The organism is Pseudomonas sp. LFM046 (assembly GCF_000949385.2).
Classification (GTDB): Bacteria; Pseudomonadota; Gammaproteobacteria; order Pseudomonadales; family Pseudomonadaceae; genus Metapseudomonas.
This window is the reverse complement of record NZ_JYKO02000001.1, coordinates 5312541-5329035: the sequence shown is the minus strand read 5'-3', so window position 1 is coordinate 5329035 and position 16495 is coordinate 5312541. Positions and strand designations below refer to the sequence as shown.

The window sequence follows — 16495 nt, the reverse complement described above, 5'->3', positions numbered from 1 at the left end:
CCCCGTGGCATTGACGATTCTCGGCCTTTCCGGCGCCCTCAGCCATGATCCCTCCGCCGCGCTTTACATCGACGGCAAGCTGATCGCGGCCGCGGAAGAAGAGCGCTTCGTGCGCGACAAGCACGCGAAGAATCGCATGCCCTACGAGTCGGCCAAGTTCTGCCTGGAGCAGGCTGGCATCAAACCGTCCGATGTGGACGTGGTAGCCATTCCCTTCGCCCCCATCAGCCTGTTTGGCAAGGCCCGCTGGCAGTACGCCAAGCGCTACTGGTACGCCCCGGATCGCGCTCTGGATGCCCTCCTCATGGGCAACCGCCGCTACAAGCGCTATCGCAAGAAGATCGTCTGGTGCCTGGAGCAACTCGGTTTCGACGCCAAGAAAGTGAAGATCGAGCCGGTGGAGCACCACCTGGCCCACGCCTCCAGTGCCTACCACTGCTCGGGCTTCAAGGAGAAGACCGCGATCCTCGGCATCGACGGCAAGGGCGAGTACGCCACCACCTTCTTCGGCTGGGGCGAGAACGGCAAGATCCACAAGATCAAGGAATTCTACGATCCGGATTCCCTGGGCGGCCTCTATGGTGCGATCACCGAGTACCTCGGCTTCGAGATGCTCGACGGCGAGTTCAAGGTCATGGGCATGGCGCCCTACGGCGACGCCGCCAAGTACGATTTCTCGCGTCTGGCGAAGTTCGAGAATGGCGAGCTGATCATCAACACCGACTACGCCAACGTCATTGGCTTCCGCCGCTACAAGGAAAACGGCAAGGGCTACTACTTCTCGCCCAAGCTGATCGAGTGGCTGGGCCCGAAGCGCCAGGGCGATATCGCCGACGATCCCTACATCCATTACGCCGCCAGCATGCAAGCCCTGTTCGAGAAACTGGCGCTGGAAATGATGGATTACTACCTGGGCGACATCATCCGCGAGACCGGCAAGATCGCCTTTGCCGGTGGTTGCGCGCTGAACGTCAAGCTGAACCAGAAGATCATCGCCCGTCCGGACGTGAAGGAGCTGTTCGTCCAGCCGGCTTCCGGCGACGCCGGCACCTCCGTGGGCGCCGCTGCCTATGTGTCGGTCAAGCGTGGCGTGCCGGTTGAGAAGATGGAGCACGTCTACCTCGGCCCGTCCTTCTCCAATGAAGAGGTCATCGCCGCTTGCGCCAAACACCCGAAGAAGCCGGTGTTCAAGCGCATCGAAAACACCCCGCAACGCATTGCCAAGATCATGGTCGACGGCAACCCGGTGGCCTGGTTCCAGGGGCGCATGGAGTTCGGCCCGCGTGCCCTCGGTGGTCGCTCCATCATCGGCTGTCCGAGCGCTGTCGGCGTGGCCGACCGCATCAACGAGCAGATCAAGTTCCGCGAGCGCTGGCGCCCCTTCTGCCCGTCGATGCTGGACACCGTGGCGCCGCAGATGCTCAAGGTGGATCACCCGAGCCCCTTCATGACCTTCACCTTCGAAGTCAACGAAGAGTGGAAGACCCGCGTGGCCGAGGTGGTGCACGAGGACGGTACCTCCCGCGCCCAGGTGCTGGAGCGCCGCCACAATCCGCGTTGGTACGACCTGATGAAGGAGCTGGAAGTCCTCACCGGCAACGGCGTGTCTCTGAACACCTCGCTCAACCGCCGTGGCGAGCCAATGATCTGCTCGCCCACCGATGCGCTGAACATGTTCTACGGCTCGGACCTGCAGTACCTGATCATGGAAGACGTTCTGGTCGTCAAGGATGGCAAGGACTGGTATGACAATGTCGGCTAAGCCGCTGCTTAGCGTCATCATTCCCACCTACAACTACGCGGGCGTGCTCCCGCGTGCCGTGGAGTCGGTGCTGTCCCAGGCCACGCCGGAGGTCGAACTCTGGGTTGTGGACGACGGCTCCACCGACGACACGCCGGCAGTTTTCGCCGCCCTGAGCCAGCGCTATGGCGCCGCCTTTCAGGGCGTGCGCCAGACCAACGCCGGCCCCTCCGCCGCGCGCAACAACGGCGTCCAACTGGCCCAGGGGCACTACGTGCTGCTCCTGGACGCAGACGACGAACTGGCGCCCGGCGTGCTGCCCGGTCTCTGTAAGCGCCTGCACCAGCAGCAGGATGTCGGCCTCTGGCTGGCCGGCCATGTGGCCGTCGAGGCCGATGGCCGTGAGCGCGAACATCCCGCGAGCAGGGTCCCGGAAGACGCATTCGCGCGCCTGAAGGGTTATCTGCTGGACAAGAAAATCGCCCTCAGCCACGGCGCCTGTGTCTTCCTTCGCGAGTTGCTGCTGGAGCGTCCCTATCCCGAACACTTGCGCCACAGCGAGGACATCCCGGTCTTCGCCTACTGCCTGACCGAACGCCAGGTGGAGGTCCTCGACCTGATGCTCGCGCGCATCTACAAGCACCCTGGCAGCCTGCGCCACAACGCCGACGCCGCACGCAAGGTGGGGCTCGCCCTGGTGGACGAGGTCTTCCTCAAGCTGCCGGCCGCCCTGCAGTCGCTCAAGCCTGCCTATCGAGCGCAGCGCTGCCTGTCGCTGTTCCGCACCTGCCTGCTGGCCGGCGATCAGGACAGCGCCCGTGACTACTACCGCGAGGCGTTGCGCACGGATTGGCGGGTGCTATTCAAACTGTCATACAGCCGCAAGGCCCTCCGCCTGTGGCTGAAACCCCAGAAGAACCCGGTATGAGCCAGCGCCGTATCAAGGTTCTGCAATTGCAGAACTACTACAACGTCAACGCCTCCGATCTGGCCGAGCAGATCATTCAGGCCTTGCCGACTGATCAATATGAGGTCACCACGGCGTTCCTGCGGGGTCGTCCCGGCCCCGGCGAGCCGGTGAGCAAAGCCGAGCGCTCCATCTACTTCGGCTACAGCAAGTCCGCGGTCAGTGGCCTGCGGCTTCGTGCCCTCTGGGCTCTCTATCGGCATTGCCGAGACGAAGGCTACGACGCGGTCATCACTCACCGGTTCAAGCCCGTGAACATGCTGATGCTGCTCAATCGTTGGCTGGGAATTCGCGCCTGCATCGGTGTGGCCCATGGTTTTGGCGAGTACGACCGGGGCTTCCGCTGCTGGGTAGCTCGCCAGTTGGTGACGCCGGCCTGGCGCCTGGTCGGGGTATCCCGCGCAGTGCGTGACTATCTGGTGGGCGCCAGTGCGGGCTTCACGCCCGCCAATACCCGGCAGATCAACAACGCCATCGACATCGCCCGCGCCGAAGGCCTCCAGCATTCCCGCGAGAAAGCTCGGGAAATGCTCGGGCTGCCGGCAGATGCCTTTGTCTTTGGTGCCATTGGCCGCCTGGTGCCGGTCAAGGGGCATATCCACCTGCTGCGGGCATTTGCCGAGGTCAAGGACGAGCAGCCAAACACGCTGCTGGCCATTATCGGCGAAGGCCGGGCTCGTCCCGACCTGGAGGCCGCCATCGCAGAACTGGGGCTTCAGGGCCGAGCCCTGTTGCTGGGCGCCAAGGACGATGCATTGCAGTACGTGCGCGCCTTCGACGCCTTTGTCATGCCCTCCCTAAGCGAAGGCTTGCCCCTGGCCCTGCTGGAAGGAATGAGCGGCCACCTGCCCGTGATCGGCTCGGATATCCCCAGTCTCAAGCCGATCCTTGAGGACTGCGGTGGCCGCATCTTCCCGTCCGGTCGGCACGAGGTGTTGGCCGGACACCTGCGCGAGGTGCTGGCACTGTCCGTCGCCGAGCGCGCGGCGGAAGGCGAGCGCGCGTACCAGTATCTGTGCAAGGCGCACTCAATCGACGATTTTCGCCGCCAGTATCGCGAGTTGCTGGTGGAACTGCTGGAAGGCCCCCGCAATGAGTGATTCGAAGGATCTGCCGCTGGTCAGCGTGATCATCTCCTCCTACAACCACGCGGATTACATCGAAGCTTGCATCGGAAGCGTCCTGGCCCAGACCTACCCCAACGTGGAATTGCTGGTGGTGGATGACGGCTCCAGGGATGACAGCGTTGCGCGCATCCGCAGGCTGCAGGAAATCCACGGTTTCGATTTCGTCGCCCAGCAAAACAAGGGGCTTTCACGCACCCTGAACGAAACCATCGCCCGCGCGAAGGGCACTCTGATTGCGCCGTTCGGTTCGGACGACATCATGCTGCCAGAGCGCTTGGCCATCCAGGTGGCTCACATGCGGGACAAGCCGGAGGTGGGGATCTGCGCCGGTAATGTGGAGACCATCGACGAAGCCGGGCGTGTGCGTCCCAAGCAGAAGCTGAGACCGGCGCGCCGTCTGGGGTTCGACGATATCTTCCTGGGGCGTGAGCCGGGGGCGCCCGCGCCGACCATGCTGTTCCGGCGCGAGGCATTCGAGACTGTGGGTGGATACGATCCGGAGATCCGGCTTGAGGATCTGCTGATGAAGCTGAAGATCACACGCGCCGGCTATGTGATTGACATCCTGGGGGACGTGCTGGCGCAGTACCGCACTCACGAGCACAACACGTACAAAAACCTGCGTTTCATGATCGACAACGTGATGAAGACCTACGCGATCTTCCACGATCATCCGGCGTACGAGGAAGTTTGCGCGCGCTTCATCAATTCCATGCTCATGAAGTGCGCTCGTGATGACAAGCCGCTGGCTCGTGAGCTGTTCTCCCGGCTGCCTTGGCGCTGCTGGAACGGCAAGACGCTAAGAGCCATCGGCCGCTTCCTTCTCCCTGCCCGCAAGCCGCGCGCCTGATCAAGTGGGCAGCGGTCCCGGCGCTGTTGCCGGCCTGCCGCCTACGAAAGTCCACCACCGAACCATTGGCAGAGACGCGGTGATTGCCGACAGCAGCCGGTAATGCAGGGCGCATCCCTGTTGCACGGCCTTGAACAGGTAGCGCCTGAGGCCCTTGCTCCACCGTGTTTTGAGGAGCTTCCTTTTGGCCTGGTCCGATCAGGGATTAGCCTGGTTCACCGTTTCGATGACACGGCTCACCTGTTCTTGGGTCATACCCGGATCCATGGGCAGGCTCAGGACCTCCTCATGGATGCGCTCGGTAATCGGCAACTCGATATGGTTGAACTCCGTATAGGCCTTCTGCTTATGAGGAGCGATCGGGTAGTGGATCATGGTCTGCACGCCAGCTTTGTCCAGCAGTTGCTGGAGGCGGTCTCGCCGCTGGCTGCGCACCACGAACAGGTGCCAGACGTGCTCTTCCTCCTGCCCCCAGGCCGGTAGTCTGACGGCGGGGTTGTCGATCTCGTTCAGGTAGCGGCGTGCGATTTCCCGCCGCTGTGCGGTCTGTTCATCCAGGTGCTTCAGTTTCACCCGCAGCATGGCGGCCTGGATTTCGTCCAGGCGGCTGTTCAGGCCCTGGTAGAGATTGCGGTACTTCACGTGGGAACCATAGTTGCGCAGCGCCCGGAGGGTGTCGGCCAGTTCTTCGTCGGAAGTTGTGATCGCACCGGCATCACCGAGCGCGCCCAGGTTCTTGCCTGGATAGAAGCTGAAGCCGGCGGCATTGCCCCAGTTGCCCGCCTTACGCCCGCCGATGCTGGCACCGTGGCCTTGCGCTGCATCCTCCAGCACCAGCAGCTTGTGCTGGTCGGCGACTTCCAGCAGCCCTTGCATGTCGGCCAGTCGGCCGTACAGGTGGACCGGCAGGATCGCCCGGGTGCGTTTGCCAAGCGCTGCAGCGACCGAGCCGGGCGACAGGTTGAAGCTATCGTCGTCAGGCTCCACCAGGACGGGTGTCAGGGCATTTTCGGTGATGGCCAGCAGCGTCGCGATATAGGTGTTGGCCGGGACTATGACCTCGTCCCCTTCCTGCAGGCGACCGAGCTCAAGCCAGGCCCGAAGGGTCAGTGTGAGCGCATCAAGCCCGTTGGCGACGCCGATGCAGTGAGTAGAACCGCAATACGCAGCGTATTCCCTTTCAAAGGCAGACAGTTCGTTGCCGGCGATGTACCAGCCGGAGTCGATGACCCGGGCGCAAGCCTCCAGCAGTTCTTCGCGGAGCTTGGCATTGACGTCCTTAAGGTTGAGAAATGGGATCATGATCGTCCAGGTAGCGCAGGATGCGGGCGGGGTTGCCGACAACCACCGCGCGGGGGGGTACGTCTTTGGTAACCACTGCGCCAGCGCCAACCATGGCGTATTCGCCGATGGTCACGCCGGGCAGCAGCGTTGCGTTGGCGCCAATGGAGGCACCGCGCTCGAGTCGGACCTCGAGAAATTGTTCAGGGTAGACCTTGGAGCGTGGCATGGGGTCGTTGGCAAAAGTTGCGTTTGGGCCAATGAACACATCATCCGCGACGCGAATGCCATCCCAGAGAAAGACGCCTGACTTGACGGTGACACGGTCGCCTATGACAACGTCGTTTTCAATGAAGGTGTGGGCGCAAATGTTGCAATCGCGGCCAATCCGGGCGCCGGAAAGGACCACCGCGTATTGCCAGATCCGGGTGCCCTTGCCGATGGTGCTACTTTGCACGTCCGCCTGATCATGGACCTGCGGCATGCTTCACCTCGGCGACGAATTGTTCATAGTCGCGGATGTAGTCGGACTCGTCGTAATGCTCGCTGGCCAGGACCATCAGTACGCAATCGGCTGAGAAGTCGTACATCTCATGCCAGATCATCTTTTCGATACGCAGGCCCTGACGGGGGGAGTCCAGTCTCAGCCTTTCCTTGCTCTGGCCATCGTCCAGAAGGAAGCTGCAACTGCCGTTGAGGCAGATGGCAATCTGCTCCAGCTCATGATGGGCATGGAAACCGCGCTGGAGATCACCGCTCAGTCCGTACAGGTAATAGACGCGACGGATATCGAAGGGCACGTCCAGATTTCCTTCGACGACTGCCAGGGTTCCCCTGGAGTCGGCAAAGGTGCGGAAGTCGATCAGCTTGATAAGGCTCATGGCTTACTCGGGTTCCCTTGAGGAAGGCTGGGCTGTAAGGCGTTGATGGCGATGCGCAAGGCTTTGGCGGCAGACTCACCGGCGCAGCCGGCATAGCCTCGCAGCAGGTCCTCGAGGTGAAGGGTCGCCAGCCAGTGGGCATCCAGTTGATAGCGCAGCATATGACGTGCGTTGCGTTTGCGCTTCCATCGGGGCAAGGGATTGCTGGAAATACGCATGTCGGACAGATCGATCAGGCCGAGTCTGCCGTCCGGCAGTTTCAGGACGTTCCCCAAATGCAAGGAGCGGAAATACACCCCCAGGCTATGGAGTTCGCCCAGAAATCTTCCGAATCGTTCCACTTCGTGCCCGAGTTCCTGTGGCGAGGCCTGTTTCCAGAGGTTGCGCAAGGTGTCGCCTGGCAGGGGGCTGTAGCGTACGCCGTTGAGCAGGCGCTCGGGGATGTTAAAGGTATCCACTATGACCGGGGCGCGGATGCCCAACTCGTTCAAGCGCACGGCATTGCGGGCGAAACGCTCTGCTGGCGGCTGCCAGAACGAGGACGAGAGCAATCGTTTGCGCCGGTAGAGCTTGAGGAAGGTGCCGTCGTCAAGGCGAGCGACCTTGATGCCGAACCCGTCTTCTTCAATGGTGGTGGCACCTTCAAGCAGGGAGGCGAGTGCCTGGCCGGAAAGATCTTTCATGTTTTTTCTCGCAGGCGCTGCTGGATGGACAGGCTGACCACGATGGCCAATGGAATCCAGATCAGGAACCAGCTTTCATTGGGCCTGGACAGGAAGCTGCTGCCCTCGGTCATACCGGCCGCGAGGCCGTAAACCATCAGGCAGGAGGCAATTTTGATGCTCGGTAGCTCCTTCAAACGCAGGCAGTTGGCAAACGCCATCCCGTACATCAGCAGCCAGCACGCAAGACCGATAAGGCCGAGTTCGAGCAGCACCGCGATCTCTACGTTATGGGGGTCGGACCAGATATTCCTGACACCATCTATCTGGAACTGGAAGTCGCTGCCATAACCGTGGCCGAGCCAGAGGAATCCACTCACCTGCTCCAGCGCTGATTGCCATATCTGTGGGCGCAGCGAAAGTCCTCGCTGCAGGAGCGACTCGGGAAGCAGCATGGCAAGGCCGAGACCTGTTACTCCCAGCAAAACCATGACCATCATGGTGCGGCGACCGTTTGTCAGCAGGATCAGCCAGGATGCGGAGGCAAGGAGTGCCAGCAGGGGTGTGCGAGAGCCTGTTGCCACGGTCGCGGCGATGAGCGGGATGAACGCCAGGAGCGGAACCCAGTGCACTTGCTCCTGATGGGTTACCCAGGCCGCTAGCCAATAGGCGCAGAAGAAACCCAACAGGTGGGATGTCAGCAGCGGGTTCAGCAGGCCGCCGGTGCCTATCAGTCGCTTGCCTACGGGTGGATGGAGGAAGAACTGGGCAAGGCAGACAAGGGCGGCGATAGCAGCAATCATCGCGGCGATCCTCAGCGCTCCAAGTAGCAACCGCTCCTCATCCACGGCCATCACGGTACAGGCAAGAAACAGCATGAAGACATACAGGGGACGCTTAGCCAGCGACCCGGGGCTGTCGCTGCTCGCTGTCCAGATCAGGCTCAGCAGCAGCCAGGCTGAAAATGCCAGGAAGGACAGGACCACGGGGTCGCGGAGCAGTTGGCGGAGTAGCGCCGGGCGCAAGATGGCCGCGGTGAGCGCTGGAAGGGCCAACAAGGCGTAGAAAGCTTTGCTGTACTGACTACGTTCGGCCACCCAGAACAGGCCGGTCAGTAGGACCAGAAAACCCAGTGGGAGCCAGCGACGACTGATGAAATCGTAGATTCGTGCCGAAGTGGACCCGGGAAGTACCATAAGGTTCACGTGGAAGCGCGCCATGTGCTGAAAGCCGCGCATTTTACTGGAAGCGGCAGTCGCTGTGCTAAGCTTCACCGCCTTTTCGGCCAAGTCGAAGCGCAAGCGCATGTCCGAGCAGCAACTTTCTACCTCCAGCACCTCAAGCCTGAAGATCTACTTCCGACTACTGGGCTACGTCCGACCTTATGTCGGCATGTTCCTGGTCAGTATTGTCGGCTATATCATCTTCGCCTCGACCCAGCCGATGCTGGCGGGCATCCTCAAGTACTTCGTGGATGGACTGAGCAATCCGGATGCTGTCCTGTTCCCCGATACGCCTTATTTGCAGGACCTGAAGCTGCTGCAGGCGGTGCCGCTGCTGATCATTCTGATCGCTGCTTGGCAGGGGCTGGGCTCTTATCTGGGCAATTACTTCCTCGCCAAGGTATCCCTCGGCCTGGTGCATGACCTGCGCCTGGCGCTGTTTGACAGCCTGCTGACCCTGCCTAATCGTTATTTCGACAGCCACAACTCCGGGCATCTGATTTCGCGCATCACCTTCAACGTGACCATGGTCACCGGTGCGGCCACCGATGCCATCAAGGTGGTGATTCGCGAAGGCCTGACGGTGATTTTCCTGTTCGGTTACCTGTTGTGGATGAACTGGAAGCTGACCTTGGTGATGCTGGCCATCCTGCCGCTGATCGCCCTGATGGTGAGCAGCGCGAGCAGAAAATTCCGCAAGCAGAGCAAGAAGATCCAGGTGGCCATGGGCGATGTAACCCATGTGGCCTCTGAGACCATCCAGGGCTACCGCGTGGTGCGCAGCTTCGGTGGCGAACCCTATGAGTCCGGACGCTTCAGGACTGCCAGCGACGACAACACCCGCAAGCAATTGCGGATGACCAAGACTTCGGCTGTCTACACCCCAATGCTGCAGCTGGTCATTTACACGGCAATGGCTGCCCTCATGTTCCTCGTGCTCTTCCTGCGCGGCGATGCGAGTGCCGGTGACCTAGTGGCCTATATAACGGCGGCAGGCCTGCTGCCCAAACCGATCCGTCAGCTCTCCGAAGTCAGCTCCACGGTGCAGCGTGGCGTGGCAGGTGCGGAAAGCATCTTCGAGCAACTCGATGAGGCGCCCGAGGTGGACCATGGCACCCTTGAGCGGGAGCGGGTGAGTGGGCGTCTCGAGGTGCGCAACCTGACGTTCCAGTATCCCGGCACCGACAAGCCGGTGCTGCATGACATCAGCTTCGACGCCGAGCCGGGACAGATGATTGCCCTGGTGGGGCGCTCCGGCAGCGGCAAGTCCACCCTGGCGAACCTGATTCCGCGCTTCTATCACCATGAACTGGGTCAAATCCTGCTTGATGGTGTCGATATCGAGGATTATCGCCTGCGTAACCTCCGACGCCACATCGCGCTGGTGACCCAGCAAGTGACGTTGTTCAATGACTCCGTGGCCAACAACATCGCCTATGGCGACTTGGCCGGGGCGCCTCGGGAAGACATTGAGAAGGCGGCTGAAGCGGCCTACGCGAAGGAGTTCGTCGACAAGCTGACGCAAGGTTTCGACACCGAGGTGGGCGAGAATGGCGTGCTGTTGTCCGGCGGCCAGCGCCAGCGTCTCGCTATCGCCCGCGCCCTGCTGAAGAACGCGCCGGTACTAGTGCTGGACGAGGCCACCTCGGCCCTGGATACCGAGTCCGAACGGCACATCCAGGCTGCGCTGGACCGCGTGATGGATGGCCGTACCACCCTGGTTATCGCCCACCGTCTCTCCACCATCGAGAAGGCGGACCTGATCCTGGTCATGGATCAGGGGCGCATCGTGGAGCGTGGTACTCATTCCGAGTTGCTGGCCATGAACGGCTATTACGCGCGCCTGCACGCCACCCAGTTCGAGGACGCGGCCCAGCCGGTAGAAACCTGAGCCGCTCGATCAACCCTGCTGTTCGGGGCGGGTTGCCCATCAAGATGGCTCGACAATTCGGGCAATCCTGTGGGTAGGGCGGGGAACCCCGCCCCGCGTCTGATCGAGGGCCTCGGGCAGGTCGAGCTGCTATGTTATGATCCGCGCCGTTTTTGACGTCCGGAGACTCCATGAAGCTGTCCATGCCCCGATTCGATCAGGCCCCCGTTCTGGTGGTGGGTGACGTCATGCTTGACCGCTACTGGCATGGCGGCACGTCGCGCATTTCGCCCGAAGCGCCAGTGCCCGTCGTCAAGGTGGAGCAGATCGAGGACCGTCCCGGCGGCGCAGCCAACGTTGCGCTGAACATCGCGGCCCTGGGGGCGCCCGCCATGCTGGTGGGTATCACCGGTGTTGACGAGGCAGCTGACAGCCTCACCGACAGTCTCAACGCGGCGGGTGTCGATGTGCACTTCCAGCGACTTGCCGAGCAGCCGACCATCGTCAAGCTGCGAGTCATGAGCCGCCACCAGCAACTGCTGCGCATGGACTTCGAGGAAGCCTTCGACACCAATGCCGAAGCTGTGGCCGCGGAAGTCGAGCGCCTGCTGCCCAAGGCCAAGGTGCTGGTGCTGTCCGACTACGGCAAAGGCGCGCTGAAGAACCACCAGGCGCTGATCCAGGCTGCTCGCCGCTGCGGCGTGCCGGTGCTGGCCGACCCCAAGGGCAAGGATTTTGGCATCTACCGCGGTGCCAGTCTGATCACCCCGAACCTCAGTGAATTCGAAGCCATTGTCGGACGCTGTGCCGATGAGGCCGAGCTGGTCGCCAAGGGCGCAGCCCTGATGCAGGAACTGGAACTTGGCGCCCTGCTGGTGACTCGTGGCGAGCACGGCATGACGCTGCTGCGTCCCGATCACCCGCCGTTGCACCTGCCGGCCCGTGCTCGCGAAGTGTTCGACGTGACCGGCGCTGGCGATACCGTGATTTCCACCCTGGCCGCTGCCTTGTCCGCTGGCGAGGAACTGCCCCAGGCCGTGGCGCTGGCCAACCTCGCCGCCGGCATCGTGGTCGGCAAGCTGGGTACCGCCGCCATCAGTGCCCCTGAACTGCGCCGAGCGGTGCAGCGCGAGCAAGGTTCCGAGCGTGGCGTGCTGGGGCTGGAGCAACTGCTCCTGGCCATCGAGGACGCCCGCGCCCATGGCGAGAAGATTGTCTTCACCAACGGCTGCTTCGACATTCTCCACGCCGGCCACGTGACCTACCTGGAGCAGGCCCGCGCCCAGGGTGATCGCCTGGTTCTGGCCGTCAACGACGATGCCTCGGTCAGCCGCCTCAAGGGACCGGGCCGTCCGATCAATAGCGTCGAGCGGCGCATGGCCGTATTGGCGGGACTTGGCGCGGTGGATTGGGTCGTCAGCTTTGCCGAGGACACTCCCGAGCGCCTGCTGTCCCAGGTCAAGCCTGATGTGCTGGTCAAGGGTGGCGACTACGGCATCGACCAGGTGGTGGGCGCCGATATCGTCCGCGCCTACGGTGGCGAGGTAAGGGTGCTCGGCCTGGTGGAGAACAGCTCCACCACTGCGATCGTCAACAAGATCCTGGATAGATCCTGAGTCCCGCCCATGTTCGAGAGGCTCTACCTGCGCTTGCGCAACCTGGCTTACAAGAACCGCTTCAGGATCAAGGCCGGCAATACACTGGATCTGCCCGTCAGTGCGCAGCGGCAGATGAAGAAGATCACGGTCAAGCTCGGCGGGCGCAACAATCGCCTCATCGTGGGCGAAGGCGTCCAGTTGACCCACTGTGAAATTCGCATCGACGGCCAGGACAACCTGATCGAGATCGGCCCACGGGTGCGTTTCAGCGCGGGCAAGATCTACGTGCGCGACACCAGCGGCCAGCACATCCGTATCGGTGAAGACACGACGGTGGAAGATGCCTACTTGTTGGTGGACGAAGCGGCCAGCATCGATATCGGTCGTGAATGCATGCTGTCCTTCGATATCCAGATCCGCACAGGTGACAGTCATTCCATTCTCGACATGCATAGCGGCGAGCGTCTGAACCCGTCTCGCGACGTGCGGATCGGCGACCGGGTGTGGATCGGCCGCGACGTACAGCTGCTCAAGGGCACTGTCCTGCAGCCCGAGTCCGTGGTCGGTGCCTGCTCCGTGGTCAGTCGCGCGTTCGACGAGGGCAACTGCGTGGTTGCGGGCGTTCCGGCGCGCGTCGTCAGGCAGGGCATACGCTGGGACCGCGCAAAGCTCTGACCCTTCCCTACTGGCAGCAATGCCAGGCTCCTGTGTCGGCCCGGTCATAGGCGCCCGGGCCAGCGCTGGCCATTATCGCGGCATCCCATCCAGCGTGGAGTGCGATGCCGATGTCCCCCAACCTTCAGGGCCGTGCCCTGGCCTTGCTGAATCGCGTGGCCCAGGCCCATTGGCCTGACCGCCTGAAGTTGCGCAAGGCTTTCGAAAAACTCCTCTACAGCGGCACTCGCGCCGGCTTCCGTCTGGCTGCTCGGCGTGGGAGCACGGCATCGAGCCCGGCGGCCCCGGACGAGATATTCGACCTGTCCCTGTCCGACGAGCAGCGCATGCTGGTGGAGATGCTGGAAGCCTTCGCCCTGGAAACCCTGCGCCCGGCTGCCCATGACGCGGACGCGCGGGCAGCGCTGCCCGCAACATTGCTCAATCAGACCCATGAGCTTGGGTTGGCACACTATGGCGTCGGCGAACATTTGGGCGGCCTGGCCGGCGAGCGCACCCTCCTCACCAATGCCCTGATGGCCGAAGCGCTGGCCAAGGGCGATCTGAGTCTCGCGGCTTCGCTGCTGGTGCCGCTCTCGGCGGCCAACTGCATTCGCCGCTGGGCATCGCCCGAGCAACAGGCCGCCTGGCTGCCTGCCTTCGTCACCGGACATCCCGCACCGCGTCTGGCCATTGCGGTGAGCGAGCCAACGCCGCTGTTCGATCCGCACAGGCTCGCCACTCGCGCCCGGCGCAAGGGCAGCTATTTCGTGCTGGATGGCGAGAAGTGCCTGGTGCTGGACGGGATGGATACCAGCCGTCTGATCTTGGCTGCTGAAACCGGCAAGGGCCCGGCCCTGTTCATGGTGGAGACCTGCAGCAAGGGGCTTGAGCTGCACGCGGAGCCCGCCATGGGGCTGAAGGCCTGCGGCACCGCGCGTATCCGGTTGAAGGGGGTAAGGGTGCCGGTGGAGAGCCGCCTGGGCTCTACTGACTTCGATTACCAAACCTTTCTCGACCTCAGCCAGTTGGCCTGGTGCGCGCTGGCGCTGGGCACCGGTCAGGCTGCCCTCGACTATGTGATCGGTTATTGCAATGAGCGCACGGCCTTCGGCGAGCCCATCAGTCACCGCCAGGGCGTGGCTTTCATGGTGGCGGACATGGCCATCGAACTGGACGCCATGCGCCTGATGGTCTGGCGGGCCTGTGCCCGTGCCGACCGAGGCGATGAGTTCCGCCGTGAGGCCTACCTGGCCCGGCTGCTCTGTGCCGAGAAGGCCATGAAGATCGGCACCGATGCGGTGCAATTGCTGGGCGGTCATGGCTTTACCCAGGAGCATCCCGTCGAGCGCTGGTACCGCGACCTGCGCGCTATCGCCTTGATGACCGGCGGCCTGCACCTTTGAGGACGACAGCATGAATCTGGAAATTCCCAAGAAATTCCGTGGCCTGGTCGGCCAGGCCCATCAGGTGGCGGCCCAGTACTTCCGCCCCCTGTCACGCAAGTACGACAAGGCCGAGCACGCCTATCCGCGCGAACTGGACCTGTTGGCCGCCGTGCTGGACGGCATGAACGCCGGCTCCCCGGAGGCCGTCGGTGCCGGTTCGGCGAGCAAACGCGGCACCTCCAGGGAGGAAGGCGTGCGCAATGGCGGCAATCTGTCCGCCCTGCTCGGGGTGATGGAGCTGTGCTGGGGCGATGTCGGCCTGCTCTTGGCCATGCCGCGCCAGGGGCTGGGCAATGCCGCCATCGCCGCCGTGGCCGACGAGGCGCAGCTCAAGCGCTTCGGCGGCACCTGGGCGGCCATGGCCATTACCGAGCCGGGGTGCGGTTCGGACTCGGCGGCCATCCGCACCACGGCGGTGAGGGATGGGGATCATTACGTGCTCAACGGCGAGAAGATCTTCGTCACCTCCGGCGAACGCGCTGATGCGGTGGTGGTCTGGGCCACCCTGGACCGCAGCCTCGGTCGTGCGGCCATCAAGTCCTTCGTGGTGGAGAAGGGCACGCCAGGCATGACGGTGACACGCCTGGAGAAGAAACTCGGGATCAAGGCCTCCGATACCGCCTCCATTACGTTCAGCGACTGCCGGGTACCGGCCGCCAATCTGCTGGGTAATGCCGAGATCGACGTGCAGAAGGGCTTCGCCGGGGTCATGGAAACCTTCGATAACACGCGCCCACTGGTGGCGGGGATGGCGGTGGGGGTGGCCAAGGCGGCCCTGGACCGTACCCGCGAGTTGCTGGGCCAGGCTGGCTGCCACTTCGACTACCGCACACCGCTGCTGGCGGTGCGTCATGCGGAGGCGACTCTCTACCGGCTGGAGGCGGAATGGGAGGCGGCGCGGCTGCTGACCCTGAAGGCCGCCTGGATGGCCGACAACCGCCTGCCCAACTCCAAGGAGGCCTCCATCGCCAAGGCCAAGGCCGGGCGGGTGGCCAACGAGATCACCCTGAAGTGCGTGGAACTGGTGGGTGCCTTGGGCTATGGCGAGGACGAGCTGCTGGAGAAATGGGCGCGGGACTCAAAGATTCTCGACATCTTCGAGGGGACTCAGCAGATCCAGTTGCTGATCGTGGCGCGGCGATTGCTGGGCAAGAGTTCCGCCGAGTTGAAGTAGTCGAAACGAGGGCGGGCCTGGAAAGGAAAGCCTGGGAGCAGAAACGTGGCGCGAGATCACTCCTGCCGGGGCGCTCTACGCACCCCGTCTTTCAGCAGGCGATCTTCTTTCCAGTTGGCCGGGCCGTTCCTACTCGCGCCAGCCAGTCCCGCCAGCGCACCCGCTCGTCATGCACCAGCCAGCCATCCTGTTCCGCGAAGCTTTCGGACAGCCAGACGCCGCGGGTGCTGGCGGCCTTGAACTCGCCGTTACGCAGGGTCAGCAGTTCGCCGGTGGGCTGGCCCTGGTGCAGCGGCAGCAGGTAGATGTCGGGGCGGCGGCGGTCCAGACAGGCCACCAGTTCGCCGTCGTGCAGCACTTCGTCCACGTGGAAGAGGCTGATCTGGTGGCTGTCCCGGGGCAGGTCCAGGCGCAGGTCGTAGACCAGCTGCAGGGACGCGGTGGGCAGGTGGACATAGGCTTCGGGCCGTTCCAGCAGTGTCAACTTGCCATTGTGCACCGGCCGCGCGGCGCCGGAGAGCGGGCTCAGGCGGAAGTGGCTGGCCTCGCGGTAACGCAGCGGGCGCTGGTACGGCGTGGGTAGCCAGGTGTCGGCGAAGCGACCGGCCAGCCAGCCATCGGGGGTTTCGATCAGACACTCTTCCGCCACTTCCTGGATGGCGGTGAGCAGGGGCAGGTTCAGCTCGTGGGCCGGGACGTACCCGGAAATCAGCTTGAGCACGGTATCGCCACGGTCCTGCCGGCGCTGGCGCACCAGCAGCCAGTAGTCCCGCCCATGGAGGTTCAGGGTCAGCCGAACCGAGACGCCGAGGTTCGCCAGTTCGACCGCGAAGCGCTGGCTGTCGCTGACCTCAACCGGGCGGCGCCGCTGGAGCATCTGGGCGAAGTTCAGCGGCCGCCCCAGGCTCTGGTAGCTCAGGGCATTGGCGCTGGCTTCGACATGCAGCGGAAGGGTCTTGAAAGCGCTTGGGTCCTTGCGGGCGAGGATTCGCGGCATGTCGGCTCCTGCTGGCGTGGGG

15 protein-coding genes are annotated in these 16495 nt (G+C 63.2%); 9 read left to right on the top strand and 6 right to left on the bottom strand.

Annotated features, from left to right (window positions below; genetic code table 11):
• Window positions 1-4 precede the first annotated feature (4 nt).
• Genes TQ98_RS24525 through TQ98_RS24510 form a run of 4 tightly spaced genes read left to right on the top strand, consistent with a single transcriptional unit; the run spans window position 5 to window position 4685 of the window.
• Window positions 5-1762 carry a carbamoyltransferase gene (locus TQ98_RS24525; RefSeq protein ID WP_044870718.1) on the top strand — a complete coding sequence of 586 codons (1758 nt, stop codon included), beginning with the start codon at window positions 5-7 and terminating at the stop codon, window positions 1760-1762.
• Complete coding sequence (locus tag TQ98_RS24520; protein ID WP_044870719.1) at window positions 1752-2669, top strand: glycosyltransferase; 918 nt, start codon at window positions 1752-1754, stop codon at window positions 2667-2669. The genes TQ98_RS24525 and TQ98_RS24520 overlap by 11 nt, the downstream gene beginning before the upstream one ends.
• Complete coding sequence (locus tag TQ98_RS24515; protein WP_044870720.1) at window positions 2666-3808, top strand: glycosyltransferase; 1143 nt, start codon at window positions 2666-2668, stop codon at window positions 3806-3808. Before TQ98_RS24520 ends, TQ98_RS24515 begins: the two co-directional genes overlap by 4 nt.
• Entirely contained in the window at window positions 3801-4685 is an 885-nt protein-coding gene (locus TQ98_RS24510; protein WP_044870721.1) for a glycosyltransferase, read from the top strand. The genes TQ98_RS24515 and TQ98_RS24510 overlap by 8 nt, the downstream gene beginning before the upstream one ends.
• A gap of 198 nt (window positions 4686-4883) precedes the next feature.
• Here the strand turns inward: TQ98_RS24510 and TQ98_RS24505 are convergent, their stop codons facing one another.
• Genes TQ98_RS24505 through TQ98_RS28210 form a run of 5 tightly spaced genes read right to left on the bottom strand, consistent with a single transcriptional unit; the run spans window position 4884 to window position 8810 of the window.
• Window positions 4884-5987, bottom strand: a complete 1104-nt coding sequence (locus tag TQ98_RS24505; RefSeq protein ID WP_044870722.1) for a DegT/DnrJ/EryC1/StrS family aminotransferase — start codon at window positions 5985-5987, stop codon at window positions 4884-4886.
• Entirely contained in the window at window positions 5965-6450 is a 486-nt protein-coding gene (locus TQ98_RS24500; protein ID WP_044870723.1) for an acyltransferase, read from the bottom strand. Before TQ98_RS24500 ends, TQ98_RS24505 begins: the two co-directional genes overlap by 23 nt.
• Window positions 6434-6847, bottom strand: a complete 414-nt coding sequence (locus TQ98_RS24495) for an FdtA/QdtA family cupin domain-containing protein (RefSeq protein ID WP_044870724.1) — start codon at window positions 6845-6847, stop codon at window positions 6434-6436. Before TQ98_RS24495 ends, TQ98_RS24500 begins: the two co-directional genes overlap by 17 nt.
• On the bottom strand, window positions 6844-7530 hold the full coding sequence (locus TQ98_RS28215; protein ID WP_044870725.1) for a phosphotransferase: 687 nt from the start codon (window positions 7528-7530) through the stop codon (window positions 6844-6846). The genes TQ98_RS24495 and TQ98_RS28215 overlap by 4 nt, the downstream gene beginning before the upstream one ends.
• Window positions 7527-8810 (bottom strand): O-antigen ligase family protein, encoded by a 1284-nt coding sequence (locus tag TQ98_RS28210; protein ID WP_242443175.1) that lies wholly within the window; start codon window positions 8808-8810, stop codon window positions 7527-7529. Before TQ98_RS28210 ends, TQ98_RS28215 begins: the two co-directional genes overlap by 4 nt.
• A gap of 4 nt (window positions 8811-8814) precedes the next feature.
• Between TQ98_RS28210 and msbA the strand changes: the two genes are divergently transcribed.
• From msbA to TQ98_RS24460, 5 genes are all read left to right on the top strand, one after another.
• A complete protein-coding gene (msbA, locus tag TQ98_RS24480; RefSeq protein ID WP_044870726.1) occupies window positions 8815-10623 on the top strand; it encodes a lipid A export permease/ATP-binding protein MsbA in 1809 nt (602 codons plus the stop codon).
• A gap of 170 nt (window positions 10624-10793) precedes the next feature.
• Window positions 10794-12218, top strand: a complete 1425-nt coding sequence (gene hldE, locus TQ98_RS24475) for a bifunctional D-glycero-beta-D-manno-heptose-7-phosphate kinase/D-glycero-beta-D-manno-heptose 1-phosphate adenylyltransferase HldE (protein WP_044870727.1) — start codon at window positions 10794-10796, stop codon at window positions 12216-12218.
• Between the two features lie 9 nt (window positions 12219-12227).
• Window positions 12228-12875 carry an acyltransferase gene (locus TQ98_RS24470; protein ID WP_044870728.1) on the top strand — a complete coding sequence of 216 codons (648 nt, stop codon included), beginning with the start codon at window positions 12228-12230 and terminating at the stop codon, window positions 12873-12875.
• A gap of 104 nt (window positions 12876-12979) precedes the next feature.
• Window positions 12980-14260 carry an acyl-CoA dehydrogenase family protein gene (locus TQ98_RS24465; RefSeq protein ID WP_103103081.1) on the top strand — a complete coding sequence of 427 codons (1281 nt, stop codon included), beginning with the start codon at window positions 12980-12982 and terminating at the stop codon, window positions 14258-14260.
• 10 nt (window positions 14261-14270) lie between these two features.
• Window positions 14271-15476, top strand: a complete 1206-nt coding sequence (locus TQ98_RS24460) for an acyl-CoA dehydrogenase family protein (protein ID WP_044870730.1) — start codon at window positions 14271-14273, stop codon at window positions 15474-15476.
• Window positions 15477-15567: 91 nt separating this feature from the next.
• Here TQ98_RS24460 and TQ98_RS24455 read toward each other — a convergent pair whose 3' ends face one another.
• Window positions 15568-16473, bottom strand: coding sequence for a hypothetical protein (locus TQ98_RS24455; protein ID WP_044870731.1), 906 nt, complete (start codon window positions 16471-16473; stop codon window positions 15568-15570).
• Between the last annotated feature and the right edge of the window lie 22 nt (window positions 16474-16495).